This is a genomic window from Pseudonocardia kunmingensis, assembly GCF_006716445.1.
GTDB classification, from domain to species: Bacteria; Actinomycetota; Actinomycetes; order Mycobacteriales; family Pseudonocardiaceae; genus Pseudonocardia; species Pseudonocardia kunmingensis.
Window position 1 is genome coordinate 13836 of sequence record NZ_VFPA01000008.1, and the last position, 25896, is coordinate 39731.

Annotated in this window: 17 protein-coding genes and 1 pseudogene; 4 read left to right on the forward strand and 14 right to left on the reverse strand. The window is 74.4% G+C overall.

The features are described 5' to 3' along the window. Positions 1 to 5: 5 nt before the first annotated feature. Positions 6 to 524: a hypothetical protein gene (locus FB558_RS40710; protein ID WP_142064488.1), complete on the forward strand. Its 519-nt coding sequence runs from the start codon at positions 6 to 8 to the stop codon at positions 522 to 524. Between the two features lie 78 nt (positions 525 to 602). On the opposite strand, the gene FB558_RS40715 is transcribed toward FB558_RS40710, so the two are convergent. Together FB558_RS40715 and FB558_RS40720 are read right to left on the reverse strand one after the other, a co-directional pair. Further along, the gene (locus FB558_RS40715) at positions 603 to 1460 is read right to left on the reverse strand and encodes a S1 family peptidase (RefSeq protein WP_211367203.1); all 858 of its coding nucleotides are present in this window, start codon (positions 1458 to 1460) and stop codon (positions 603 to 605) included. 449 nt (positions 1461 to 1909) lie between these two features. Beyond that, entirely contained in the window at positions 1910 to 4639 is a 2730-nt protein-coding gene (locus tag FB558_RS40720; RefSeq protein ID WP_142064494.1) for a helix-turn-helix transcriptional regulator, read from the reverse strand. A gap of 312 nt (positions 4640 to 4951) precedes the next feature. On the opposite strand from FB558_RS40720, the gene FB558_RS40725 reads away from it, so the two are divergent. Continuing rightward, positions 4952 to 5971, forward strand: a complete 1020-nt coding sequence (locus FB558_RS40725; RefSeq protein ID WP_211367204.1) for an alcohol dehydrogenase catalytic domain-containing protein — start codon at positions 4952 to 4954, stop codon at positions 5969 to 5971. 19 nt (positions 5972 to 5990) lie between these two features. Here the strand turns inward: FB558_RS40725 and FB558_RS40730 are convergent, their stop codons facing one another. From FB558_RS40730 to FB558_RS43690, 6 genes are all read right to left on the reverse strand, one after another. Further along, positions 5991 to 8888 carry a helix-turn-helix transcriptional regulator gene (locus FB558_RS40730; RefSeq protein WP_142064498.1) on the reverse strand — a complete coding sequence of 966 codons (2898 nt, stop codon included), beginning with the start codon at positions 8886 to 8888 and terminating at the stop codon, positions 5991 to 5993. 191 nt (positions 8889 to 9079) lie between these two features. Then, positions 9080 to 11827, reverse strand: coding sequence for an ATP-binding protein (locus FB558_RS40735; RefSeq protein WP_211367205.1), 2748 nt, complete (start codon positions 11825 to 11827; stop codon positions 9080 to 9082). Positions 11828 to 11949: 122 nt separating this feature from the next. Beyond that, positions 11950 to 13470 carry an aldehyde dehydrogenase family protein gene (locus tag FB558_RS40740; RefSeq protein ID WP_142064501.1) on the reverse strand — a complete coding sequence of 507 codons (1521 nt, stop codon included), beginning with the start codon at positions 13468 to 13470 and terminating at the stop codon, positions 11950 to 11952. A 34-nt stretch (positions 13471 to 13504) separates the two neighbouring features. Next, entirely contained in the window at positions 13505 to 14791 is a 1287-nt protein-coding gene (locus tag FB558_RS40745) for a multidrug effflux MFS transporter (protein WP_211367206.1), read from the reverse strand. Between the two features lie 174 nt (positions 14792 to 14965). Continuing rightward, complete coding sequence (locus FB558_RS40750; protein ID WP_142064504.1) at positions 14966 to 15991, reverse strand: aldo/keto reductase; 1026 nt, start codon at positions 15989 to 15991, stop codon at positions 14966 to 14968. 331 nt (positions 15992 to 16322) lie between these two features. After that, positions 16323 to 16541, reverse strand: a complete 219-nt coding sequence (locus tag FB558_RS43690) for a hypothetical protein (protein ID WP_170231797.1) — start codon at positions 16539 to 16541, stop codon at positions 16323 to 16325. Between FB558_RS43690 and FB558_RS40760 the strand changes: the two genes are divergently transcribed. Together FB558_RS40760 and FB558_RS40765 are read left to right on the forward strand one after the other, a co-directional pair. After that, positions 16528 to 17136, forward strand: a complete 609-nt coding sequence (locus FB558_RS40760) for a DUF459 domain-containing protein (protein WP_170231798.1) — start codon at positions 16528 to 16530, stop codon at positions 17134 to 17136. The two genes, FB558_RS43690 and FB558_RS40760, sit on opposite strands and share 14 nt — an antisense overlap. 191 nt (positions 17137 to 17327) lie before the next feature. Next, positions 17328 to 18224, forward strand: a complete 897-nt coding sequence (locus tag FB558_RS40765) for a helix-turn-helix transcriptional regulator (RefSeq protein ID WP_142064512.1) — start codon at positions 17328 to 17330, stop codon at positions 18222 to 18224. Positions 18225 to 18252: 28 nt separating this feature from the next. Here the strand turns inward: FB558_RS40765 and FB558_RS45885 are convergent, their stop codons facing one another. The 6 genes and pseudogenes from FB558_RS45885 to FB558_RS40790 all read right to left on the reverse strand — a co-directional run bounded on the left by FB558_RS45885 (position 18253) and on the right by FB558_RS40790 (position 25861). Beyond that, the gene (locus tag FB558_RS45885) at positions 18253 to 18585 is read right to left on the reverse strand and encodes a molybdopterin cofactor-binding domain-containing protein (protein WP_425468172.1); all 333 of its coding nucleotides are present in this window, start codon (positions 18583 to 18585) and stop codon (positions 18253 to 18255) included. Between the two features lie 28 nt (positions 18586 to 18613). After that, positions 18614 to 20458: pseudogene (locus tag FB558_RS40770) on the reverse strand (xanthine dehydrogenase family protein molybdopterin-binding subunit); the annotation flags it as partial. Next, positions 20455 to 21432, reverse strand: coding sequence for an FAD binding domain-containing protein (locus FB558_RS40775; RefSeq protein ID WP_142064517.1), 978 nt, complete (start codon positions 21430 to 21432; stop codon positions 20455 to 20457). The gene FB558_RS40775 and the pseudogene FB558_RS40770, both read right to left, overlap by 4 nt. Beyond that, the gene (locus FB558_RS40780) at positions 21432 to 22079 is read right to left on the reverse strand and encodes a (2Fe-2S)-binding protein (RefSeq protein ID WP_211367207.1); all 648 of its coding nucleotides are present in this window, start codon (positions 22077 to 22079) and stop codon (positions 21432 to 21434) included. Before FB558_RS40780 ends, FB558_RS40775 begins: the two co-directional genes overlap by 1 nt. 166 nt (positions 22080 to 22245) lie before the next feature. Continuing rightward, positions 22246 to 23097, reverse strand: coding sequence for an LLM class flavin-dependent oxidoreductase (locus tag FB558_RS40785; protein WP_142064522.1), 852 nt, complete (start codon positions 23095 to 23097; stop codon positions 22246 to 22248). A 100-nt stretch (positions 23098 to 23197) separates the two neighbouring features. Then, positions 23198 to 25861 (reverse strand): AfsR/SARP family transcriptional regulator, encoded by a 2664-nt coding sequence (locus FB558_RS40790; protein WP_211367208.1) that lies wholly within the window; start codon positions 25859 to 25861, stop codon positions 23198 to 23200. Positions 25862 to 25896 lie beyond the last annotated feature (35 nt).

Sequence of the window (25896 nt, forward strand, 5' to 3'; positions counted from 1 at the left end):
GGCGGATGGCCCGCAAGCGTGACCGCAAGGAGGTCGATCTCGCCGTCGAGGCGATCGGCGGCCTGCTGATCGAGGCCGTGCAGGCCACGATCACCGACCGGGTGCCCGGCCCGGCGCGGGAGTGCGCCGAGGAGTTCGCCGCGATCGATGACGGGGTGGCCCCCGACGACGAGGGTGGGCCCACGGGGCTGATGGCCACGCTGACGCTGGTCCGGTGGCTCAGCTCGGCCCGGGAGGAACTCCTGGACCGGCCCGCTCGGGTGGACGAGGTGCTCGCCTGGATCGAGGACGCGCTGGGACGGCGGTACCGGGCGCGGGCTCGCTACACCTCCGGGATGCTGGAGAGCGAGGCCGGCGTCCGCGAGAGCATGGAGTACGTCGATGCGTTGCAGGAGGACTTCCTGCCGTCGTTGATCTGGCTGGTCGCCGGTGTGGTCGCGGTCTACCACGAGGGCGATGTCGGGTGGCTCCGCCGGCTGCACGGGCCGGATCAGGTGCTGAGCCGGGCCCCGCTGGGTCTGTGATCGCCCCGCGCCGGCCACCCGCGGATGCCATGCCGAAACCAGGTGTGCGACCGGGTTGAGCCGGCGGTCGCGATGTGATCAGGGCCGCTGCTGGTCGCCCGTCAGCGGCACGGCGGTGACGTCGGCGAAGGCGTTGAAGCCTGCAGCCCCGCACGGCTGCTCCGCGGTCTCCATGCCGTAGCTGAACACCCCGGCCAGCCACGGCTGCCCGGACCGGTCCCGCACGACGGCGGGGCTGCCGCTGTCGCCGATGCAGCCCTGCACCGGATGCGTGGGTGGCGGGGTGCGCGGGTCGCGGGTGCAGAGCACCGACGGCCCGTGGATGGTGGCCGGAGTGAGTGCCGCGCAGTCCGCGTCCGGGCGCACGGCCAGCTCGCCGCGTTGCAGGACGTCGCTGGTCCCGGACCCCGGTGCCGTGATCCCGTGGCCGTAGAAGACCAGGTGCTCGCCCACCGCCGGGGGTGAGGTCAGCACGCGCAGCGGCGGCACGCCGGGCACGGGCGCGTCGAGCCGCACGGCGGCGAGGTCGTTCTTCGCGCTGGAGAGCTCCGGCCGGTCGGGGGCGACGGGCGAGGCGAGCAGCCCGTAGCCGTGCGCGGGTTGCACGGACCGGATGCCGCGCACCACTCCCGGGTCGGAGGACAGGACCGCGGCGCCGATGTGCACCTCGCCGGTCGCCGGGTCGACGCCGTCGAGGCAGTGCGCGGCGGTGAGCACGACATCCGGGCTCACCAGCGCGCCACCACACGATGATCGCTCCAGCAGCGGCCCGGGGCCGCGCAACGCGAACGTCGCGATCCAGGGGGCGTCGTCCGGGTCGGACACCGGCGTGCCACCCGACATCGCCGCCGCCGGGCCCGCGCTCCCGAGCAACGTCCCGATCAACAGGCTCCCGATCGACAGCACCCCGACCGTGATCCGGCTCCCGGCTCCCACGCCGACTCCTCTCATGCCTTCCGAACGGGACCGATCGTGCGGCTCGGGACCCGGTGGGTGCCTCGGCCGCGCGGCTGATCCGCCCTGATCGGCATCGCCCGGAAGTACGAGTCGGGTCAGCAACCCTCCCTCGAGGCGGGGGCGTTGTCGTCGGTGGCGAGGTCGGCGATCTCCTCGGGGGTACTCGTCGACGACGAGGTGCCCGGCCGCGGCGATGACGCGAAGCTCCACACCGAACGTGCGCCGCACGACGGGAGCCACCGTTCGTGGGCGACCGACCACCTGTCGAGCTGGTCGGCACACCAGCCCGCGATGGCCTCGCGCCCCGGCTCCGACCGTGAGACCCCCACGAGCTGGCGCACCACACGCAGGACGTGCCCACTCTCCTCGGATCGTCGGTCGTCTTCGAGGTCACCGCGCCGGGTCGAGGGTGCGGACCGGCGCGCTCGTCAGGGGAGTCGCATGGTCCTGAGCTGCCGGCGGGAGGTGATGCCGAGCTTGCGGAAGATGTTGCGCAGGTGGGCGTCGATCGTGCGCGGGCTCAGGAACAGCTGGGCGCCGATCTCCTTCGAGGTGGCACCGGTCGCGGCCAGGCGGGCGATGTGCCGCTCGTGAGCGGTGAGCGCATCGGCCGGCTGGACGGTCCGCTTGCGCGGTTGCTCGCCGGTCGCGCGCAGCTCGCGGGCGGCGCGCGCGGCGAACGCCTCCATCCCCATGCCCGACAGCAGATCGTGCGCGGTGCGTAGCTGCTCCCGCGCATCCTGGCGCCGACCTTCACGGCGCAGCCACTCGCCGTAGACCAGGTGAGCACGAGCGCGGTCGGTCACGATCCGGGAGCCCCCGAGCCGCCGGATCGCCTCGCGGTACAGGTCCTCGGCGGCCGTCCCGGTGCTCATCAGAGCGCGCGAGCGTGCCTCGATCCCCAGCGCCCACGGGGTGCCGCTGGCACGAGTGCGCGAGCCGAGCCGCTCCAGCGCGGCGGCCGCGCGGGCCGGTTCGTCGGTCCGGACGGCCGCCTCGATCAGCTCGGGCAACGCCATGCTGCTGTGCACCAGCTCGTCGAACTCGCACGGCCCCGCGGCGGCGGCGAGCGCGACGCGGTAGTTGCCCAGGCCGTTGTGCAGCACCGACAGCGCGTACTGGGCCAGGGTCACCACCATGCCGTCGCCCCGTCCCGTCGCCTCCCGGACCGCGGCGGCGCACAGCTCGGAGGCCTCGGCCTGCCGGCCGCGCCAGGCGGCGAGCATGAGCTCGGCATGGGGCAGCGGCGCGGCCCCGGTCGCCTCCGTGATCGCTGCGGACTCGGTGACCAGTGCGGCGGCCCGGGCGAGCTCGCCGGCGCGCACGAGGACGGTGGCGTGGAAGTTGATCGCGGTGGAGAGCATGGCCAGCGCGCCCGCTTCGCGAGCGAGCCGGACACGGAGACTGGACAACAGGTGGACGATCTCGTCGTCCCACAGCATCGTCGCGACGCGGCAGGCCAACCACAGCCAGCGGCGGCTGCCGTCCACCGCGCGCGGATCCTGCTCGCGGAGCACCTCCAGGGCCCGCCGCAGAACGGGCACGCTCGCCTCGTACCCGTGCGTGAACCGGGTCACCAGCCCGTCGAGCAGGAGATCGACCAGTCCCGGCGGCGTCGACGCTGCCGGCGCGGCCAGAGCGGCTTCGGCTGCCTCCAGCACGCCGCGACCATGACCGAGCACACCCGCGATGACCGCCGCCTCGAGTGCTTGCAGATGGGTCTCGCGGGCCAGCCCGGCGTCCAGCGGGGTGAGCATCTTGGCGGCGTCCATCAGCATCCCCGGCACCTCGTTGCCGCGCGTCTGGACGAACGCGATCTGCACGCGCAGCAGCTCGGACCGGGCACGTGTCAGCGCGTCCAACGGACCGGCGGTGGCGATCGTCAGCAGCTGCGAGGCGGCCTCGGGCGCCCCGGCGTCGTGCATGGCGTGCGCGGCGGCCAGCGCCCGGCGAGCTCGGTCGGAAGGCTCGGGGGTCAGCGCCGTGGCTCGCTCCAGGAACGCCGCCGCCGCGGCGAACCCGCCGCGGGCCCGGGCCCGGCCCGCCGAGCGCTCCAGCTCCACGGCGACCGTCTCGTCCGTGCCCGACACCGCCTGGGCACGGTGCCAGGCACGGCGGTCGGGGTCGGCCTGCGGATCGGTGACCGCGGCCAACGCGCGGTGTGCGCGGCGGCGGTCCTGTGCCGTGGCGGCCCGGTACACCGCGGAGCGCACCAGCGGATGGGCGAACCGCACCCTGGTGCCGAGTTCGAGAAGTCCGGCCGCCTCCGCAGGTGCGGCTGCCTCGGCGCTGATGCCCAGCGACTCGGCCGCCCGCCACAGCAGCGCCGGGTCGCCGAGCGGCTCGGCCGCCGCGACCAGCAGCAGCAACTGCGTGTGGGCGGGCAGGCTGCCCGAGCGGCGCCGGAAGCTCTCCTCCACCCTGCGCGGCACGCTGAGCGCGTCCGGCAGCCCGAACCCTCCCGCCAGTTCGGCCGGCTCCGCGCCGCGCAGCAGCTCCAGCAGGGCCAGCGGGTTGCCGCGCGCCTCGGCGATGATCCGGTCGCGCACCCCCTCGTCCAGCGGCGCGTGGACGGCGCGGGCCAGCAGCGCCCGCGCGTCCGCCTCGTCGAGTCCCTTCAGGCGCAGCTCGGGCAGCCCGGCGAAGGGCCCGGGGCCGTTCGGGTCGCGCACCGCGAACAGCAGGGCCGCCCGTTCGGCGTCGAGACGCCGGGCCACGAAGGCGAGGGTCTGGGCGGAGACCTTGTCGAGCCACTGCGCGTCGTCGACCAGGCACAGCAGTGGTCGTTCCTCGGCGGTCTCGGCGAGGAGGTTGAGGGTGGCCAGCCCGACCAGGAAGCGGTCAGGGGGGTTGCCGGTGTGGAGGCCGAACGCGACGCCGAGTGCCGTCCGTTGCGGGTCGGGTAGCGCGTGGAGCCGGTCGAGCAGCGGTGCGCAGACCTGGTGCAGGCCCGCGTAGGCGAACTCGATCTCGGACTCCACGCCGACGGCGTGTTCGACCCGGAATCCGGTCGCGGCGTCGCGGGCGTGCCGGAGCAGCGCCGTCTTGCCGATGCCGGCTTCTCCGCGGATCACGAGTGCGCCGCTGCGTCCGCTCCGGACCTGGGCGAGCACCTGCTCGACCGCCTCGCGCTCGGCGCCCCGGCCGAGGAGCAGCATGTGCTTCTCCCGCGGGCGCCAACCACCGTCTGCCAGATCCGCTCCTGTCCGAGTGCGCCGAGTCCCCGACCCGCGACCACACTAGGCGATCGCTGCCGAGGCGAACGCGACCGCCACGAGCACGGTGCGGCCTTCGCGCCGCTCGTGAGGTGCGGACGTTCGGTGACGACGGGCGGCGACGAGGGCGGCGACGGCGTAGGCGACTTCCACCGACGCGAACGTGGCGCCACCGGTGCGAGCGTGATCTCCACCGAAAGCGCCCTGCTTCGTGCCCGAATGAAGCCTCCACACAGATCGACAAGGAGTTCGTACATGACCGGACAGATGAAGGCCGTCGTCGTCTCAGAGGTGAAGGGCCAGTGGGAGCTGCAGGACCGCGACGTGCCGGAGGTGGGGCCGAACGACGTCCTGGTGCGGATCCGGGCGTGCGGGATCTGCGGTACCGACCTGTGGATCACGGACGGCGTGCTCGCGTTCCGGGACTTCCCCCTCGTCCTCGGGCACGAGGCCGCGGGCGAGGTCGTCGCCGTCGGTGCGGGCGTCACGAAGCGCAAGGTCGGTGACCGGGTCGGGGTCTTCATGGCGCAGAAGATGTGCGGGGTCTGCGACTTCTGCCACGAGGAGCACCCGAACAGCTTCGTCACCGCGGCCAACTGCGCCGGCCCCACGCTGACCGGGGTCACCGTCGACGGCGGGCACGCCGAGTACGTCGCGGTCGACGCCGGTGGGACGGTCCTGCTCCCCGACGGGGTGTCCTACGAGCAGGCCGCGCCGATCATCTGCGCCGGCTACACGGTGTGGGCCGGTCTGCGCCGCGCCGAGCCCAAGCCGGGTGCGCGGGTGGCGGTGTCGGGCATCGGCGGGCTGGGGCACCTGGCGGTCCAGTACGCGAAGGCCGCGGGCTTCCACGTCACCGCGCTCACCCACAGCGCGGACAAGCAGGACCTCGCGCGGCAGCTCGGGGCGGACGAGGTCGTGGCCGACGGTGCCGGGCTCAAGGCGGCCGGCGGCGCCGACGTGCTGCTGCACACCAACAGCTCGCACGGGGCCGTCGCGGACGCGATGGGCGGTCTGCGGCCGTGGGGGAAGGTGGTCCTGATGGGCATCGGCACGGACGAGCTGAACCTGCCGGCGCTCGCGTTGACCTCGAACAGCTACCAGGTGATCGGCTCGGCGCACAACACCATCGAGCACCTGGTCGAGGCCCTCGACTTCGTCGCCCGCGGCGAGGTCTCGACCATGATCGAGACCTTCCCCAAGGAGCGCGCCGAGGAGGCCCGCGCCAAGGCCGCCGCAGGCGACGTGCGCTTCAAGGCCGTCATCACCTACTGAGCAGGCGCTGAACACGCCATCAGGGGAACTCCAGGTTCCGCAGCTGCCGGCGGGAGGTGATGCCGAGCTTGCGGAAGATGTTGCGCAGGTGCGCGTCGATCGTGCGCGGGCTCAGGAAGAGCTGCGCTCCGATCTCCCTCGTCGTCGCCCCGGTGGCGACCAACCGCGCGATCTGCAGCTCGTGCGCGGTCAGCGCAGCGGCCGGCTGAGCGGTCCGCTTGCGCGGCTGCTCGCCGGTGGCGCGCAGCTCACGGGCGGCGCGCGCGGCGAACGCCTCCATCCCCATGCCCGACAGCTGGTCGTGCGCGGTGCGCAACTGCTCGCGCGCCTCCTGGCGCCGGCCTTCGCGGCGCAGCCATTCGCCATAGACCAGGTGGGCGCGGGCGAGGTCGGTAGCCATCCGGCACCGGCCCAGCCGCTCGATCGCCTCGTGGTACAGCTCCTCGGCTGCCCGCCCTGTGCTGACCAGAGCCCGCGAGCGCGCCTCCAGCCCGAGCGCCCACTGCGAGCCGCTGGCGCGGGTTCGCGAGCCGAGCCGCTCCAGTGCGGCGGCCGCACGCTCCCGCTCGCCACTGCGGACAGCGGCCTCGATGAGCTCGGGCAGCGCCAGGTTGCTGTGCTCCAGCTCGTCGTACTCGCACGGCTGCGCCGCGGCGGCGAGCGCGGTGCCGTAGCCGCCGAGGCCGTTGTGCAGCACCGCCAGCGCGTACTGGGCGAAGGTGACCGCCGGGCGCTCCTCCCGCCTGGTCGCCTCCTGGACGATGGCCCCGTACAGCTCGGAGGTCTCGGCCGCCCGGCCGCGCCAGGCGGAGAGCAGCAGCCTTGCGCCAAGGCCGTTGTGCAGCACCGCCAGCGTGGACTGGGCGGGGGTGACCGCTGCGCCCTCGCCCCGCCCCGTCGCGTCCCGGACGATGGACGCGTACAGCTTGGAGGTCTCGGCCGCCCGGCCGCGCCAGGCGGGGAGCAGGAGCCGGGCGTCGGGCAGCGGCGCGTCGCCGGTCGCCAGCGTGATCGCGGTGGCCTCGGCGGCCAGCTCGGCGGCCCGGGCGAGCTCGCCGGTGTGCACGAGGATGGCGGCGAGGTAGGTGAGCGCGGCGGGCAGCCTGGCCAGCGCGCCGGCCTCGCGGGCGAGCCGGACGTGGCGCCTGGCCAGCGCGTAGACCTGCTCGTCGTCCCACAGCGCGACCGCGACGCGGCAGGCCAGCCACAGCCAGCGGCGGCTGTCGCCCTCGTCCACCGCCGTGATGCGGGGATCGTGATCGGAGCTGTCGACCGCCTCCAGCGCCCGACGCAGGACGGGCACGCTCGCCTCGTACCCGCGCAGGGACCTCGTCACCAGCCCGTCCAGCAGGAGATCCGCGACCCGTGGCGGCGTCGACGGTGCGGGTGCGGCCCGGGCGGCTGCGGCGACCTCCGCCACCCCGAGGCGGTGGGTCGTCGGCCCGGGCAGGAGGGACGCCTCGACCGCCTGCAGGTACGTCTCGCGAGCCAGCGTGGCGTCCAACGGGGTGAGCGTCCTGGCGGCGTCCAGCAACATGCCGGGCACCTCGCTGCCCCGCGTCAGATGGAGCGCGACCTGGGCGCGCAGCAGCTCGACCCGGGCGCGTTGCAGCGCGTCGAGCGGTCCGGCCGCCGCGACCGTCAACAGTTCCAGGGCCGAGGCGGGCGCGCCGGCCTCGTGCTCGGCGTGCGCCGCGGCCAGTGCCCGGCGCGCCCGGCCGGCCGGGTCGGGCGTCAGCCGCACCGCTCGTTCCAGGAACGCGGCCGCCGCGGCGAACCCGCCGCGCGCTCGCGCCCGCCCGGCCGAGCGTTCCAGCTCCGCCGCGACCGTCTCGTCGGTCTCCAGCACCGCCTGCCCGCGGTGCCAGGCACGGCGGTCGGGGGCGGCCCGCGGGTCGGTCGCGTCCGCCAGTGCGCGGTGCGCGCGGCGGCGGTCCGGCGGTGCGGCGGACCGGTAGACGGCCGAGCGCACCAGCGGATGGTGGAACCGCACCCCGTCGCCGATCTCGAGCAGGCCCGCCGCCTCCGCGGGCGCGGCGGCGTCGTCGGGGTCGATCCCGAGGTGCGCGGCGGCGCGCCGCAACAGCGCCGGGTCGCCCAGGGGCTCGGCCGCCGCGACCAGCAGCAGCATCTGCGTGTCGGTGGGCAGGCCGGCCGACCTGCGCTGGAAGGCGTCCTCGAGCCTGCGCGGCACGCTCAGCGCGTCCGGCAGCCCGAACCCGCCCGCCAGGTGTGCCGGCTCCGCGCTCCGGGGCAGCTCCAGCAGCGCCAGGGGGTTGCCGCGCGCTTCGGTGAGGATCCGGTCCCGCACCCTCTCGTCGAGCGGCGACCGGACCGCCCCGGCCAGCAGCGCCCGCGCGTCCGCCTCGCCGAGTGGGTCCAGGAGCAGCTCGGGCAACCCGGTGAAGGGCTCGGCGGGGCTCGGGTCGCGCACCGCGAACACCAGCGCCACCCGCTCGGCGTCGACCCGCCGCGCCACGAAGGCGAGGGTCTGCGCGGACACCTCGTCCAGCCACTGCGCGTCGTCCACCAGGCACAGCAGCGGCTGTTCCTCGGCGACCTCGGCCAGGAGGTTCAAGGCGGCCAGCCCGACCAGGAACCGGTCCGGGGGGTCCCCGGCACGCAGGCCGAACGCCACACCCAGGGCGGCCTGCTGCGGGTCGGGCAGCGCGCCGAGCCGGTCCAGCATCGGAGCGCACAACTGGTGCAGGCCCGCGAACGCGAACTCCATCTCGGACTCCACGCCCACGGCGCGCTCCGCCCGGAACCCGGACGCGGCGACTCGCGTGTGCTCCAGCAGCGCGGTCTTGCCGATGCCGGCCTCCCCGCACACCACGAGTGCGGCGCTGCGCCCGTTCCGCGCCCGGGCGAGCAACCGTTCGAGCGCCTCGCGCTCGTGGCGCCGGCCGAGAAGCATTGCTCTCTCTCCCGTGGCCGTCGGCCGGCGCCGGGGCGGGCGGCTGCCCGCGTCCGTTTCGGCCCGGCTGACCGAACTCTGCGAATTATGATCTTCAGGCGATTCTCCCACCGGTATCCGGCCCGCCCCCGAGCACGGTCGGTTCGCCCCTCGAGCATCGGTCCGGGCCGGCCGAGACTGCCTCGATGTGGTCAGGAGGAGAGCTGCATGGTCCGCAGTTCGTGGCGGGACGTGATGCCGAGCTTGCGGAAGATGTTGCGCAGATGGGCCTCGATGGTGCGCGGGCTCAGGAACAGCTGGGCGCCGATCTCCTTGGAGGTGGCGCCGGTGGCGACCAGGCGGGCGATGTGCAGCTCGTGCTCGGTGAGCCCGGTCGCGGGCCGGTGGGACCGTTCGCGCGGCTGGTCGCCTGCCGCGCGCAACTCGCGGGCGGCCCGGGCGGCGAACCCGTCCGCGCCCATCGCCGTGAGCTGGTCGTGGGCGGTCCGGAGCTGTTCGCGGGCATCGCGACGGCGGTTCTCGCGGCGCAGCCACTCGCCGTAGACCAGGTGGGCGCGGGCGAGATGGGCTGCCATCCGGGTGTGGCCGAGGTGCTCGATCGCCTCGCGATAACCCGCCTCGGCGGCCGGTCCGGCGCTGGTCAGCGCGCGTGACCGGGCTTCGAGACCGAGCGCCCACGGGGTGCCGCTCGCGCGGGCCCGCGGGCTGAGCTCCGCCAGCGCGGCCGCGGCGCGGTCCGGCGCACCGGAGCGGACGGCCGCCTCGATCAGCTCGGGCAGGGCCTTGGTGCTGTGCACAAGCTCTCCGGACGCCCACACCCGCTCCGCGGCGTCGAGCGCGGCGGCGTAGCCGCCCAGCCCGTTGTGCAGGACCGCCAGGTTGGAGTTCGCGATGGTGACCGCCGTGCCCTCGCCCCGCTCGTTCCCGTCCTGGACCGCGGCCGTGTGGAGCGTGGACGCCTCGGCGCGCCTGCCGCGCCAGGCCGCGAGCATGAGCCGGGTGTGGGGCAGCGGTGCGGCTCCGGTCGCTCGCGTGATCGCGTCGGTCTCCGCGATCAGCTCGGAGACCCGGGTGAGCTCGCCGGCGTTCGCCAGCACGGTCGCGTGGAAGGTGAGCGCGAACGGCAGGGTGGCCAGCGCCCCCGCGTCGCGGGCGAGCCGGAGGTGGCGATCGGCGAGGGCCTCGGCGGCAGCGTCGTCCCACAGCGCCATCGCGATGTGGCAGCTCAACCACAGCCAGCGGAGGTCGCCGGCGCCGGGTGCCATGCCGAGGAACGTCTCCAGCGTCCGGCGGAAGCCGGGCACGCCGGCGTCGTAGCCGTGGAGGTAGTAGGTCACCAGGCCGTCGAGCAGGACGTCCACCGGCCGGGGCGGCGCCGGTGGGGCGGGCGCCCTCCGGGCGGCCTCGGCCACCTCACCGATCCCGCGGCCGCAGGTGCGGGCACCGGCCATGATCGACGCTTCGAGCGCCTGGAGGTAGGCCTCGCGGGACAGCGCGGCGTCGAGGGGGGCGAGCCGCTCGGCGGCGGTCAGCAGCATCCCCGGCACGTCGTTCCCCCGCGTGACGTGGAACGCGACCTGGGCGCGCAGCAGATCGACCCGTGCCGCGTGCAGCGCGTCCAGCGGGCCTGCGGCCGCGACCGCCAGGAGGTTCGACGCGGCCTCGGGGTCGCCTGCCTCGTGCGTGGCGGCCGCCGCGGCAAGTGCCCGGCGGGCCCGGCCGGACGGCTCGGGGGAGAGGTCGGCCGCCCGTTCCAGGAAGGCGGCGGCCGAGGAGAGCCCGCCCCGGGTCCGGGCCCGGTCCGCCGAGCGTTCCAGTTCCACGGCGGCCGTCTCGTCGGTGCCCAGCACGCTCTGCGCGTGGTGCCAGGCCCGGCGGTCGGGCTCGGTCCGGGGGTCGGTCGCGGCGGCCAGTGCCTGGTGGGCCCGGCGCCGGTCGGGCGGCGCCGCGGCCCGGTAGACGGCCGAGCGGGCCAGCGGGTGCGGGAACCGGACCTGGGTGCCGATCTCGAGCAGCCCGGCCTCCTCGGCGGGTGCCGCGGCGTCGGCGCCGACGCCGAGGTGGGCGGCGGCGCGCAGCAGCAGCGCGGTGTCACCGGTCGGGTCGGCGGCGGCGGTCAGCAGCAGCAGCCGGGTGGCGGCGGGCAGGCTCTCGGATCGCTGCCGGAAGCTCTCCTCGACCCGGTCCGGGACGCTCACCGCGTCGGGTAGCCCGAAGCCGGCGGCCAGCGCCGCCGTTCGCACCGGCCGGCTGCCGCGGGCCAGTTCCCGCAGGGCGAGGGGGTTGCCGCGGGCCTCGGCGAGGATCCGGTCGTGCACCCGCTCGTCGAGCGGGGCGGGAACCGCCTCGGCGAGCAGCGTCCGCGCGGCGGCGTCGCCGAGCCGGGTCGGGAGCAGGTGCGGCAGGCCGGTGAACGCCTCGGTGCCGGCGGTGCCGGGCGCGGGGTCGCGCCGGGCGAGGATCAGCGCCAGGTGCTCGGCCTCGGCGCGGCGCGCGACGAAGCCGAGGGTCTGCGCGGAGGCCGGGTCCAGCCACTGGGCGTCGTCGACCAGGCACAACAGGGGTTGCTCGGCGGCGGCCTCGGCGAGCAGGCCGAGGGTGGCGAGCCCGACCAGGAACCGGTCCGGCGGGTTGCCGGTGGTCTGTCCGAGCGCCACGCCGAGCGCGGTCCGCTGCGGGTCGGGCAGGGTGGCGAGCTGGTCGAGCAGGGGTGCGCAGAGCTGGTGCAGAGCCGCGAACGCGAACGGCATCTCGGCCTCGACACCGGTCACCTGCAGCACCCGGAACCCGGACGCGGCACCACGGGCGTGCTCCAGGAGCGCGGTCTTGCCGATGCCCGCCTCGCCGTGCACGACCAGCGCGCCGCTGCGGCCGTCCCGGGCCCGGGCGAGCAGCTGGTCGACGGTGGCGCACTCGGTGCTCCGGCCCAAGAGCTGCACGTGTCCTCCCGCGCGAAAGCCTAGCGCCGGCGGTGGAGACCGTGATCGCGGCGAGAGCGCCCCGACCGCAGCGACGGGCTGCCGGCAGGTCGTGCCGGCAGCCCGTCCCGTTCGGCGATCTTCTACAGGGCGATCAGGACGGCCTTGTGCTTCGTGAAGGCGTCCATCACCTCGGGCCCGCCTTCGCCGCCGATTCCGGACTGCTTGAAGCCGGCGAACGGCATCGGTCCGGTGGTCATCTCGTGATGCGTGTTGACCCAGACCGTGCCGGCGTCGATGCCCGCGGCGAGCCGGTGTGCGGTGGCGAGGTCCTTGGTCCACACCGAGGCGGCCAGCCCGTACTCGGTCTGGTTGGCCCTGGCGATCGCGTCGTCGATGTCGGTGAAGCCCATCAGGGCACCGACCGGGCCGAAGATCTCCTCCCGGACCACGCGCATGTCCGGCGTGACGTCGCCGAGCAGGGTCGGGGTGACGAAGAACCCGTGGTCGCCGTACCGCGTGCCACCCGTCAGGGTGCGGGCACCTTCCTGGGCGGCGATGTCGAACCAGGACGTCACGCGCTCGAAGTGCGGCCGGGCGGCGAGCGGCCCCATCATCGTCGCCGGGTCGAGGGGATCGCCCACGACGAACCCGGCCATCGCGGTGATGAGCCGTTCGGTGAACTCCGCGCGGACGCTGTCCGCGACGATGAGGCGGGTCCCCGCGACGCAGGCCTGGCCGCTGCCGGCGAGCAGGGCGACCGCGGCACCGCGGGCCGCCACCTCGAGGTCGGCGTCGGCGAACACCACGACGGGCGACTTGCCACCGAGCTCCAGGGTGAGGCGCTTCAGGTCGGCGCTCGCCACCTCGTGCACGTGCCTGCCGACCGCGGTCGAGCCCGTGAACGCGATCTTGGCCACCCCGGGGTGGCGGACCAGGGACTCGCCCGCCTCGCGCCCCGGGCCCGTGACGACGTTCACCACGCCAGGGGGCAGGTCGGTGTGCTCGTCGAGCAGCTCGGCGAACCGCAGCGTGGTGAGCGACGCCCACTCCGGCGGCTTGAGCACCGCCGTGTTGCCTGCCGCGAGCGCCGGAGCGAGCGTCAACGCGAGCTGCACCATCGGGCCGTTCCAGCCCCAGATGAAGCCGACGACCCCCAGGGGTTCCCGGCGGGTGTAGCCGAGGCGGTTGCCCGGCATCGGGACGGTGTGGCCGCCCAGCATGGTCGGCCATCCGGCGTAGTGCCGGTAGGTCTGGGCGGCCACGGCCATCATCTGGCGCGTCATGGTGATCGGCCCGCCCATGTTGGCGGACTCGATGGTCGCCAGTTCCTCGGCGTGCTCCTCGGCGACGGCGGCGATCTGGAGCAGGATCCGGCCGCGGACGGCGGGGTCGATCCCCGACCACGTCGGGTCGGTGAACGCCTTCTGCGCGGCGCGGACGGCGATGTCGACGTCCTCGGCGCCACCGCGGGGGATGCTCGCGAGCGGTGCCTCGGTGGTCGGGTCGGTGTTCGGCAGGGTCTGCCCGGACACGGCGGGCACACGGCGGCCGCCGATGATCATCTGTCGGTCACCGCTGCGCGCGAACGCGGGGATCGCGCGCCGGGCCGCCTCCGAGATCGGTGGGGTGCCGCCTGCGGTGATGGTGGTTTCGACGGTCATGGTCGTTCCTCTCGGTAGTTCTTCGGGTCGAAGGTCAGTGCGCGTCGGTCGCCGCGGGCGGGGTGGAGGCGGTGAGCCGCCCGGGGCGCACCACGAGCAGCAGGACGGCATTGGCCGCCAGGAGCGCACCGGTGATCACCAGTCCCATCGCGACCGTGCCGGCGCCCAGCACGCCGACCAGCGGGGCGGCGATCGCGCCGACGCCGAACTGCACGGCGCCGAGCAGTGCCGCGGCGGTGCCGGCGGCCTCGCCGTGCCGGGACAGCGCCAGCGCCGGCGCGTTCGGCACCGCGAGACCGGCCGCGGCCAGGACGAGCCACAGCGCGACCACGAGGGCGGGCATCCCGCCGAAGCCGGTGGCGGCGCACAGCAGCACCAGCAGGCCGGCGACCGCGCCACCGGCCACGGCACCGGTCAGGATCTGCGCGGGGGCGAACCGGCGCAGTAGCCGGACGTTGACCTGGGTGGCGCCGACCAGACCGATCGCACCCGCGCCGAAGACCAGCCCGAACTGCTGCTCGGTCAGGCCGTACTGCTCCTGGAACACGAACGACGACCCGGCGATGTAGGCGAAGTTGGCGGACAGGGACAGCCCGGCGACGAGGATCAACCCGACGTAGACGCGGTCGGTCAGCAGCCGCCGGTAGTCGCGGACGGTGCCGCGGACGCTTCCGCCCCGGCGCGCGGTCACCGGCAGGGTCTCGGGCAGCAGCCGCGCGGTGACGAGCAGGATCGCCACCCCGTACACCGCGAGCAGCGCGAAGATGCCCCGCCACGACGTCACGCCGAGCACCAGCCCGCCCACCGTCGGCGCCAGGATCGGGGCGGCGCCCATCACCAGCATCAGGCGCGACAGCAGCCGCGCGGCGGCGTGGCCGACGAACAGGTCACGCACGATCGCCATGGCGACGACCGTCGCCGCGGCGCAGCCGAGGCCCTGCAGCACGCGCAGCACGCCGAGGACGGCGATGTTCGGCGCGATCACGCAGAGCACGGACGCCACGACGTGCAGGGCCATACCGGCCAGCAGGGGAGTGCGGCGGCCAACGGCGTCCGCGACCGGGCCGACGAGGAGCTGTCCCAGGGCCAGCCCGGCCAGCATCCCGGTCAGCGTGAGCTGCACCGAGGCTGCAGTGGTCATCAGCTCGCCGGTGATGGCCGGGAGCGCGGGCAGGTACAGATCGACCGTGAGCGGCCCGCTCGCGGTGAGGAACCCGAGAACGAGCACCAGCCGCAGCCGCTCCCGGGAGGTCATGCGCTCGCCCGCGGTCGACCCGGTCGGGGCCGCCGCCGCGGGGCGCTCGCTCGTTCCGCTTGTCATGCCTCGAGGTTCGCGCCGGCGGCCCGGGTACCGCGTCGGTGAAGAACGCCGAAGTCCGGCTACGTAGGTAGTACCGATGCGTGAGTCGGTCGCGCTGTCGGTGCGTAAGGAAGGACGGGCCGGCGGCGCGGGGTGCGCCGCCGGCCCGTCCGGTTCCGGGGGTAGGGGTGGGTGTCAGCGCCGCCGGTTGGCGGGCTCCAGGGCAGCGGAGAACGACATGTTGTCCGCCTCCGGGTTGAGCGTGACGCCGGGCGGGACGATCTCGTCGATGCGGTCCAGCACCTCGATGGGCAGCGCGACGTCCGCCGCAGGGAGCTGCGACTCGAGGTGCTCCATGGTGCGCGGGCCGATGATCGCGGAGGTGACCGCGGGGTGGCGGACGACGAACGCGATCGCCATCTCGATCAGGGTCAGCCCGGCCTTCTCGGCGAGCACGGCGAGTGCCTCGACCGCGTCGAGCTTGCGCCGGTTGGCCGGCAGCGTCGGGTCGAAGCGGCCGGGGAAGATGTGCGAACGGCCCGTGCCGGGCGCTTCCGTTCCGGCCCGGTAGCGGCCCGTGAGCCAGCCCATCGCCAGCGGGCTGTAGGTGAGCACGCCCATGCCGTAGCGCTGGGCGGTGGGCAGGACGTCCGACTCGACCTCGCGGGTCAGGAGGTTGTACGGCGGCTGCTCGGTGCGGAAGCGTTCGCGGCCGCGTCGCTCCGCCACCCACTGGGCCTCGACGATCTCGGACGCGGGCACCGTGGAGGCGCCGAAGGCGCGGATCTTGCCCTGGGACTGGAGGTCGGAGAGGGCGCCGAGCGTCTCGTCGACGTCCGTCGTGGGGTCGAGGCGGTGGATCTGGTACAGGTCGATCCAGTCGGTGCCCAGCCGTCGCAGGGAGTTCTCGACGGACTGGGTGATCCAGCGGCGGGAGGCGCCGCCGTGGTTGGGCCGGTCGTCCCACGGCAGGCCGACCTTGGTGGCGAGCACGACGTCGTCGCGCCGCCCGCCGGTCAGCGCCTTGCCGAGGATCTCCTCCGACTCGCCGAACGAGTACACGTCGGCGGTGTCGATGAAGTTGATCCCGGCCTCCAGCGCCCGGTGGATGATCCGGATCGACTCGTCGTGGTCGGGGTTGCCCGCGGCGCCGAACATCATCGCGCCGAGGCACAGCTCGCTGACCGAGATGCCGGTGCGTCCCAGTGGCCGGTACTCCATGGCTGCTCCTGTGGTGGGGAAGGGGTGGTCCTGCCCCGAGGGTCGCGCCGGCGGCCCCGGTCCGCGTCGGTGGAATCCACGTCCCTTCGGCTACCTAGTCTGGTTCTGTGAGGTGATCCCGCACGTCCGCCTCCCGACCTGCAGCTGCCGTTCCGCGCGGCCGACGTGTCTGCGGTGCTCGCCGCCTTCCTGGATGTCGTGCGCACGAACTGCCACGAGCCGACACGGCAGTGGAAGGCTGGCCTGTTGCAACGGAGCTTCGGGCCGGCAGGCGGAGAATCGCAACGCCCGCGGGGTGCATAACGGGAACGCGTGTCCCGCTCCGGCGCGCTCAGACGGCGAACCACACGCCGACCATCTCGTCGGACAGCTCCCAGAGCCGGCGGGCGTCGTCCATGTTGCGCATCGGGGGCCAGAACTCGAGCCGGCCCGGCGTCCACGGATGGCTGACCCACCCCTGGTTCGTGAGGGGCGGCGCGGTGACCGCGTGGCGTGGTAGGCGTGGACCTGTGAACTCCGACAGGATCTTCTCGCTGGTGGTGCCGATCATCCGGCCGATCGTGGTCAGGAGGATCGGTGGGACGCGGCGCCGGTACTTCGAGGCGATGCCGCCGCCCACCGGCCGGGTCGTGTTCCTCGGCGACAGCATCACCCAGCAGGGGATCTGGGAGGACCTCTTCCCGGAGCTGCCCACCACGAACCGGGGGATCGGCGGCGAGGCGACGGCGGACCTGCCGGAGCGCCTGGACACCGCGATCCAGCAGCCGCTGGCGGTGTCGCTGCTCATCGGGACGAACGACCTGCACGGTCCGCGCCGCGGTCGCGCCGTCCCCGGCATCGCCGCGCGGATGGAGGAGATCGTGCGGCAGATCCGGGAGCGGGCGCCCGAGGCGGTGCTGCTGGTCAACAGCGTCACGCCGCGGACGTCGTTCTTCGCACCCCGGATCCGGCAGCTCAACGGGCTCTACCGCGAGATCGCGGAGCGCCACGGCGCAGCGTATGTGGACCTCTGGCCGACCCTGGCCGACTCCGCCGGGGGGATCCGCCGCGAGTTCACCACGGACAACCTCCATCTGTCTCCCGCCGGGTACCTCGCGTGGGCGGAGGTGCTCCGCCCCCACCTCAGCCGGTTCGCCGTGCGCTGACGGCCGCCCCCGTGCGGATCGAGGCCACCACACCACCGTCGACGAGCAGGTCGGTGCCGGTGGCGAATCCACGACCTGCCGATCCACGGCTGAGAGACCCCGAAGCGCCCGATGGGGGGATCGACGATCCGTGGCTGACCGCGTCCACCAGCGGTAGGAACGAAGGACGCACCGAGAGCTGGAGGCAGGCCATGATCGACCGGGCCGGACTGGCGGCGTTCCTGCGCCACCGCCGCGAGTCGCTGCAACCCGAGGACGTCGGCCTCCCCCGTGGGCAGCGGCGCCGGACCAGCGGGCTGCGCCGCGAGGAGATCGCCTCCCTCTGCCACATGTCGACCGACTACTACGCCCGGCTCGAGCGCGAACGCGGGCCCCAGCCGTCCGAGCAGATGATCGCCTCGATCGCCCAGGGCCTGCACCTGTCCCTCGACGAGCGCGACCACCTGTTCCGCCTCGCGGGGCACCACCCGCCCGCCCGCGGCGCGGACAGCGAGCACATCAGCCCCGGGATGCTGCGCATCCTCGACCGCCTCGCCGACACCCCCGCCGAGATCGTCACCGAGCTCGGCGAGACCTTGCGCCAGACCCCGCTGGGCGTCGCCCTCACCGGCGACACGACCCGGTACACGGGTCCGGCGCGCAGCAACGGCTACCGCTGGTTCACCGACCCCGCCTCCCGGCGGCTGTACGCGCCCGAGGAGCACCCGTTCCTGTCCCGGATGTACGCCGCGGGCCTGCGCGAGATCGCCGCTGTGCGCGGTCCCGGTTCCCGGGCGGCGTACCTGGCCGACCTGCTCCTCGCGCAGAGCGAGGAGTTCCGGCGCGTGTGGGACGACCAGGAGATCGGGATCCGGCCGCACGACACCAAGCGCTTCGTCCACCCCGAGCTCGGCCGACTGGAGCTGAACTGCCAGCGGCTGTCCGACCCGCAGCAGTCGCACCACCTGATGGTCTACACCGCGGTCCCGGGCAGCGAGAGCTACGACAAGTTGCAGCTGCTCTCGGTCATCGGCACCCAGATGGTCGGCTCGGATGTGGGGGACGGGCCGGTTCCGGGGTCTCCCGGGGGGAGGCCGGCCGGACGGTGATCCCGCTCCCGACGCCCGTGCGTTCCCGTCAGCCGATCAGCTTGTCGAGGGTGATGGGGAGGTCGCGGACCCGGATGCCGGTGGCGTTGAAGACCGCGTTCCCGACCGCGGCGGCGCTGCCGACGGTGCCGAGCTCGCCGAGACCGCGGGCTCCCGCCGAGCTGAACGCGGTGTCGGTGTAGTCGAGCCACGACACGTCGATCGGTGGGATGTCGGCGTTCACGGCCACCAGGTAGTCGCCGAGGTTCCCGGCGGCGAAGCGCCCGCTCTCCTCGAGCGGGTTGCTCTCCAGGAGCGCCCCGCCGATGCCCCAGACGATGCCGCCGACGAACTGGTTGCGCGCCGTGCGGGCGCTGAGCACGCGTCCGACGTCCGAAGACGCTGGTGTACCGGTTGACCCGGATCTCGCCGGTGTAGCGGTTGACCCGCACCTCGCAGAAGTGCGCCCCGAAGCCGTGCGCCGCGAGGCTCTGGTCGTGCGGAGCCGCCGGCGGTGTGACGACCTCCACCGCGGGCTGCCGGGCCACCCCGAGCAGGTCGGCGAACGTGGCGGAGTCGGCGCCCGCCTCGATGCGCCCCTCCCGGTAGGTCAGGCCGGCCGGGTCGCGCCCGTGGAAGGGCGATCCCACCGTCTGGACGGCGAGGTCGGTCAGCGCCGAGATCAGCGCCTGCGCGGCCGACTGGATCGACGGCGCCAGGATGCCGGCGGCGCGGGACCCGACGGCGGGCGCGCCGAGGGGCAGGCCGGAGTCGCCCAGCTCGGCGGTGACGCGTTCGATCGGCACGCCGAGCGCGTCGGAGGCGACGATCGAGACCATGGTGTAGGTCCCGGTGCCGAGGTCGGGGGTGGAGGCCGAGACCACCACCTCCCCGGTGTCGCGCAGCTGCATCCGCACCGTCCCCGGGACCGAGTGGGCGGGGTAGCTCGCGCTGGCCATGCCGGCCCCGATCTGCCACTCGCCCTCGACGCGGGCGCCGGGGACGGAGTTGCGGTCGGCCCATCCGAAGCGCTCGGCCCCGATGCGGTAGCACTCGGCGAGGCGTCGGCTCGTCCACTCCTGCCCGGTGCTGGGCACGGTCGTCGCGTCGTTGCGCAGCCGCAGTTCGAGCGGGTCCACGTCCAGGGCAACGGCGAGCTCGTCCATCGCGGTCTCGAGGGCGAACGCGCCCGGCGCCTCGTTCGGGGCGCGCATCGCCCGCGTGGACGGGGTGTCCATGGGGATCAGCCGCTGGTCGATCGCGAGGTTGCGGGTGCGGTAGAGGGCTGTGGTCGTGTCGGTCGCCGCCCTGAGCGGCCAGTCACCGACCGTGGACATCTCGGCGGCGCTCTCGTGCGAGACCGCGTTGAGCGTGCCGTCGCGGTCGGCGCCGAGCCGGACCCGCTGGGTGATCATCGATCGGTGCCCGCCAAGGATCATGCTCTGCTCCCGGGTGAGGGTGATCCGGACCGGGCGGCCCAGCTCACGGGCGGCCACCGCGGCGAGCGCGGCCTCGCTCCAGGCCGGCACCCGGCCCCCGAAGCCACCGCCGACGAACGTGCTGATCACCCGCACCCGCTCCGGGGGAACCCCGGCGCGTGCCGCGACCATGACCGCGAACAGCGGGGGGATCTGGCAGCCGGAGTAGACGGTGAGGTGGTCGTGCTGCCACACCGCGGTCGTGCCGAGCGGCTCCATGGGCAGGTGGCTCTGCGGCTGCTGGGTCACGGTCGTGTCCACCACCACCGCGCTGGCCCGCAGCGCGGCGTCGATCGAGCTGACGCCGGGCGCGAGCACGGTCGGGTTGGACGGCGGGCCGCCCGGCTGCGGGGCCTGTGCGGGCACACCGGGCAGTCCCGCGGACAGGGAGGTCCGGGCCGGTGCCTCGTCGTAGGAGGCGGTGACCAGCGCGGCGGCGTCCCGGGCCTGCTCAGGAGTCTCGGCCACCACGAGCCCGATGATCTGCCCGCGGAAGCGCACCTCCCGGTCCTGCAACGGAACGTAGCTCTCGCCGAACCCGGGCGGCGCGGGGTAGAGCCGCAGTGGCGCGAACGGGGTGTGGACCGCGACCACGCCCGGCGCCGCGTGGGCAGCGTCGATGTCCATCGAGCGGACCTGGCCGCGGGCGATCGCGCTCACCACGACGTGCCCGTGGAGGGCGCGGTCGACGGGGTGGTCGGCGGTGTAGCGGGCGGCGCCGGTCACCTTGAGGCGGCCGTCGACCCGGGCGACGTCGCTTCCGATCGGAGTGCTCACGGCTGCCCTCCCAGGGCGACGAGGGCGCGGACCAGCGTGCGGCGCAGCAGGGCCGGCTTGAACACGTTGTGCGGGAGCGTGCGGGCGTCCTCGGCCACCGGGGCGACGGCCGCCTCGTAGGTGGCGAGGCCGGCCGGCTGACCGACGAGCGCCCGTTCCACCGCACCGAGGCGCCACGGGCGGGTACCGACCCCGCCCGCGGCGACACGGGCGTCGCGGATCCGGCCGCCGGCGAGGTCGAGCGCGACGGCCACGGAGGTCAGGGCGAACTCGTAGGACTGTCGGTCGCGGATCTTGAGGTACATCGACCGGGTGGCCCACGGCAGCGGCGGCACGGTCATGCCGGTGAGCAGCTCACCGTCCCGCAGGTCGTTCTCGACCTGCGGGCTCTCGCCGGGCAGCCGGTAGAAGTCCGCCAGCGCGACGCTGCGGGTGCCCTGGCGGCCCTCCAGGTGTACCTGCGTGTCGAGCGCGACGAGCGCGACCGCGACGTCGCTCGGGTGCGTGGCCACGCACGTCCCGCTGGTGCCCAGCACCGCGTGCATCCGGTTGTGCCCGGTCAGCGCGGCGCAGCCGCTGCCCGGCTCGCGCTTGTTGCAGGCCGTGGTCAGGTCGCGGAAGTAGCCGCACCGGGTGCGCTGCAGCAGGTTGCCGCCCATGCTCGCCATGTTCCGCAGCTGCGGTGACGCGCTGAGCTCGAGCGCCTGGCTGATCATCGGGTACCGGGTCCGGACCCTCTGGTCGCGCGCCACGTCGCTCATCCGCTCCAGCGCGCCGATGTGCAGGCCCTCCCCGTCGACCGTGATGCCGTCCAGCGGCAGCCGGTTGATGTCCACCACCCGCGACGGGGCCATCACCTCGAGCTTCATGAGGTCGACCAGCGTGGTGCCGCCCGCGAGGTACGCGCTGCCCTCGTGCGCGTCCCCCAGCGCCGCGCGCACGGACCCGGGGCGGGTGAAGTCGTAGGCGCGCATCAGCCCATCACCTCGCGACCGGACCTGACGGCCTCGACGATGCCCGGGTAGGCGCTGCACCGGCAGATGTTGCCCGACATCCCCTCCCGGATCTCCTCGTCCGAGCCGGCCCGACCCTCCTCGACCAGCGACACCGCGGACATGATCTGTCCGGGGGTGCAGAAGCCGCACTGGAAGCCGTCGTGGTCGATGAACGCCTGCTGCATCGGGTGCAGCTCGTCGCCGTCGGCGAGGCCCTCGATCGTGGCCACCTCGGTGCTGTCCAGGGTCGCCGCCAGCGTCAGGCACGACAGCACCCGGCGGCCGTCGACCTGGACCGTGCACGCGCCGCACTGGCCGCGGTCGCAGCCCTTCTTCGTGCCGGTCAGCGCGAGCCGTTCGCGCAGCGTGTCGAGCAGGGTCGCGCGCGGATCGGTCTGCAGCCGGACCTGGTCGCCGTTCACGCGCAGGGTGAGCTCGACCAGGTTCTCGCCGGGAGTGGACACGGTCGGCGTGTTCACGTTCTCGACCACTCTCGGTGCCACGACGACCGCCGCTCCGGCCGCGACCGCACCGGCACCACCGAGGAACCACCTGCGGGACAGGTTCCGCGCGCCGCGCGGACGTCCTCGTGACCGATCGGTTGAAGGCATCGCTTCTCCTGACATGCGCTCCGAAGGCGCAGGGCTGGACGGCCATCGCGGAGGGAGCCGAGGATGACCAGCCGTCCGGGGCGGACGGCACTGACTCCGATGCTGGAGTCGCCCGCACAGCTCAACCAGGACCCGCTGATCCACCCTTCAGCAGCCTCGGCTGCGGGTCGGGTGAACCGGGTCAGAGGACTATGTCGGCCAGGCGGGTGATCTCGTCGAGGTCGTCGGTTCCGGGGCCGAGGATCAGTTCGTCGGCGCCCAGGGCCTCGAACTGCTCGACGGCGTCGCGCAGTGATTCCGCGTCGGTGTGCAAGTTGCCGACGACGATGTCCTGGTACTCGCCGGTAGCGGCGTAGTAGTCGGCGATGTTGGCCCGACCGCGGCCGGGATCGCCGAGCGCGAAGTAGTTGTGGGCGACCAGCCGGGGCTGTCCCGGCCGGCCGGCCGCCCGCCACGCGGCACGGGCAGCGACGAAAGCGGCGGACGCCAGGGCCGGCGGCACCGATCCGGCGATGTAGCCGTCCGACGACTCGGCCATCCGGCGGTAGGCGGCCGGGGCGAAGGCGCCGAACAGCAGCGGCACCTGCCGTCTTCCGGCCGGAACCGCGGGGTTCGGGCTTCCCGGAACGGGTTCGCCGGCCCACATCGACCGGTAGGTCGCCAGGTCGCGGTCCATCCGGGCGCCCCGGTCCCGGGGTCCGTGCCCGGGCACGACGAAGTCGTCCTCGCGGATGCCCACCCCGATGCCGAGGGTGAGCCGGCCGCCGGAGACGCCGTCGATCGACGCTGCCTCCTTGGCCAGCAGCGCGCCCGGCCAGGTGGTCGCCAGCAGTACCTGGCTGAGCAGCCCGATCGTGGTGGTGGCCCCGGCGGCCGCGGCCAGCGCGACGGTGTCCATCACGCCCGGATAGGCGACCCGGCCGGTGGTGCCCAGGGTGGCGAAGCCCGCTTCCTCGGCTCGGCGGGCCCAGGCGGGGATCACGGGGGCGTGGACGTCGCGGACCTGGTTGGGCAATCCGATGCCGATGCGCATCGAGACGCTCCTTGGCTGTACGGGTGTCGACGGTGCGCGGGCCGTGGACCGGCGCGCCCCGTGACCCTGGCCGGGCGTCCATACACCCGGGTTGCAACCGTCAGACAGCGCGCGCCGGGGCGGCCAGGACGGCGACGGCGTCGTCGAGTGTCGGCGGCTGTGCGGGAGGGGCGCCTTCGTACCAGCCGTGCGGCATGATCGACCGGAGGAAGGTGCCGGCCGGCCGGATGGCGCTGCGCGCCTGGTGGGAATGGACGACGTCGCGGAGCAGCGCGGCGCCTGCCGCATCGCCGGCCGCGTCCAGGGCCAGGGCCCCGTTGTGCAGCACCGCCAGCTGGTTGCTCAGGTCGCCTTCGTCCAGGAACCGCCGCAGCGAGCTCCGCAGCAGGGGCAGTGCTTCGCCGTCCCCCGCATCGACCAGGGTCTGGGCCAGCATGAACTCGCTGAGCGCGGCCGTCCAGACCCGCCCGGAGGCCTCGGCGAGCCGCACGGCGGCCCGCAGCCGGTGCCGGCCGTCGGCGATCCGGCCGGCCATGACGAGGGCGGCGCCCCACGCCATCTCGGTGGCCGGGATCAGCCAGGTGGTCTGCGTCTCGGTGGCGATGGCGTGCGCCTCGGCCGCCGCGGTCAGTGCGATCGCCGGGTCGCCTCCCGGCAGCTGGACCAGGGCCTGGTAGTAGCGGACCTCGGCGAGCAGGCTGCGATGCCCCGGTTCCGCGCCCACCGCCAGGATCGCCTCGGACAGCATGCGCCGTGCCCTGGTGACGTCGCCGGTGAAGTACAGCAGGCCGGCCGACGCGGTCCTGGCCCGCACGACGTCGCCGAGCGGGGCGTCCGGCGCGGCGGCCAGAGCCGCGGTCAGCACCCGGTTGCCCTCGGCGAGCAGGCCGCTGCGGATCCAGAACCACATGAGCCGCGCGGCCGTACGCAATGCCTCGACCGGGGCGTGCGTCAGGTCGTGCGCGAGCCCCGCGCGCAGGTTCGGCAACTCCTGACGCAGCGCCGCCATCGTGGTCGCGGACCGCACGCCCTGCAGATCGCCCGCGGCCCGGGCGACCAGCTCGCGGACCCAGACGGCGTGGCCGGCCCGGGTCGCCGCCGGATCCCGGTCCACGGACCGGCAGTACGCCCGGATCGTCTCCAGCATCCGGTAGCGCGCCGTGCCGCCGCCGGGCTCGGCGGTGACCACGGACTGGTCGACCAGCGAGACGAGCGCGCCGAGCCCGGCGGCGGCGGAGGCCGCGGCCTCCACGGGAAAGCCACCCTCGTACGGCCAGAGCCGCACCGCGAGGTCACGCTCGTCGCCGGAGAGGAGATCGAAGCTCCAGGCGACGGCCTCCTGCAACGTCGCGTGCGGGGTCATCGTGCCGTGCGGGATCCGGCCCAGCACGGTGAAACGGTCGTCCAGCTGCTCGATCAGCCCCCGTACGCCGAAGGTCCGCACCCGCGCCGCCGCCAGCTCCAGGGCCAGCGGCAGGTGGTCCAGCGCGTCGGCGAGGCGGCGCAGGTCCCGGCGGTCGGCGTCGTGGCCGAACCAGCCGGGCCGGCCCGCGCGGATGCGATCGGTCAGCAGCGTCACGGCGTCGTCGGCGGCCAGCGGCCCGAGCGGCAAGATGTGCTCGCCGTCGACGCCGAGCGGGCTGCGGCTGGTGGCCACCACCCGCAACACGGGAATCCGGTCGAGCAGGTCGACGACGAGCCGGGCCACCTCGCCGGCGAGGTGCTCGCAGTTGTCGAGCACCAAGGGGTCGCCGTGCAGGCGCAGCCGCTCGACGAGCGCCTCGTACGGGTCCCCGGCGAACCCGGTGACGCCGACCGCCGCGGCGACCGCCGAGACCAGGAGGGCGGGGTCGGCCACATCGGCGAGCCGGACGACGCCGTCCCGCCTGGCCCATTCCACGGCCAGGCGGGTCTTGCCCGCCCCGGCGGGCCCGACGACGGTGACGAGCCGATGCGTGGCGACGAGACGGTCCAGCAGGGCCAGATCGGCGTCCCGGCCGATGAACGACGACAGCGGCCGAACACCGGGCGCCAGGGCCGGGTCCTGTGCCAGGATCCGGCCTTCGAGCTGCCGCAACTCCGGTCCGGGGTCGACACCCAGTTCCTCGGCCAGCAGGGTCCGGACCCGGCGCACCGCGTTCAGGGCGTCGGCCTGGCGCCCCGAACGGTAGAGCGCCAGCGCCAGCAGCTGCCAACGGCGTTCGCGGTACGGCGCGGCGTGCACCAGCAGCTCGAGCACGGCCACCGCGCCGGCGTGGTCGCCGGTGGCCAGCAGCGCCGCGGCGCCCTCCTCCTGGGCGCTGTCGCGCTGTTCCACCAGGGCGGCACGGATCGCGGTCGTCGACTCGTCGTCGGCCAGATCCTCGTACGGTGTGCCGCGCCACAACCGCAGCGCCGCGTCGAAGGCCTCGTGCGCCTCGGCGCGGCGGTCGCCGGCCACCAACGCACGGGCGCGGACGAGGTGGCCGCGAAACCGTGCGACGTCGGTGTCGGCGGCGAGGAGCCGGTAGCTACCGGCGGAGCGCTGCAACGCCGTGCCCGGCAGCACCCGGCGCAGCCGGGAGACGTACACCTGCAGGGCGCCCGCGGGATTGCGTGGCCGGCGGTCACCCCACAGTCCTTCGACCAGGCTGTCCTCCGAGACCCGCCGCCCTTCCGCGGCGATCAGGATCGCGAGCAGCCTCCGGGGCAGCCGGCCACCGACGTCGACCGGCTGATCGCCCGCACGGACCTCGAGCGGACCCAGCACCGCGAACGTCAGCACCGCACCATGTAAACCCATGTCATCAACGGCGCGGC